The sequence below is a fragment of the Bradyrhizobium sp. MI1.7 genome (genome assembly GCF_055811795.1).
The window spans coordinates 1-706 of sequence record NZ_JBVVPO010000233.1; the positions used below are offsets into that span (position 1 = coordinate 1).

Consider the following 706-nt stretch of genomic DNA (forward strand, 5'->3'; position numbering starts at 1 on the left):
CGCGAGGTGTCGAAACTGATCTCGCCGCCGTAGCCGACGATGGCGGCCACGACGCGCGCGAACTCGGCGATGGTGATATCCTCGCCGGTGCCGATGTTGACCAGCTCCGCGCTCGAATAGGTCTTCATCAGGTGCACGCAGGCATCCGCCATGTCGTCGACATAGAGGAACTCGCGCCGCGGCGTGCCGGTGCCCCACACGATGACGCTCTTTGCTCCCGATACCTTCGCCTCGTGGAAGCGGCGGATCAGGGCGGCGACGACGTGGCTCAATTCAGGGTGATAATTGTCGCCGGGCCCGTACAGATTGGTCGGCATCACGCTGATGAAGTCGCTGCCATACTGGCTGCGATAGGCCTCCGCCATCTTGATGCCGGCGATCTTGGCAATCGCGTAGGGCTCATTGGTCGGCTCCAGCGGGCCTGATAGCACCGAGTCCTCGCGCAGCGGCTGCGGCGCCAGCTTCGGATAGATGCAGGACGAGCCCAGAAACATCAGCTTCTCGGCGCCGTTGAGATGCGCGGCCTGGATCACGTTCGCGGCAATCGCGATGTTGTCGTAGATGAACTCGGCGCGCAGCGTGTTGTTGGCGACGATGCCGCCGACCTTGGCCGCGGCGAGGAAGATCACTTGCGGCCGCGTCCTGGCGAACCAGTCGAACACGGCGGCCTGGTTGCAGAGATCGACCTCGCGCCGGTCGACCGTGA

At 64.3% G+C, this 706-nt stretch carries 1 protein-coding gene; it reads right to left on the bottom strand.

Going from position 1 to position 706, the window contains the following annotated elements; translation table 11 throughout:
• On the bottom strand, window positions 1-706 hold a 706-nt coding region (locus AC0L3X_RS47290; protein ID WP_473317638.1), incomplete at both ends, for a GDP-L-fucose synthase family protein.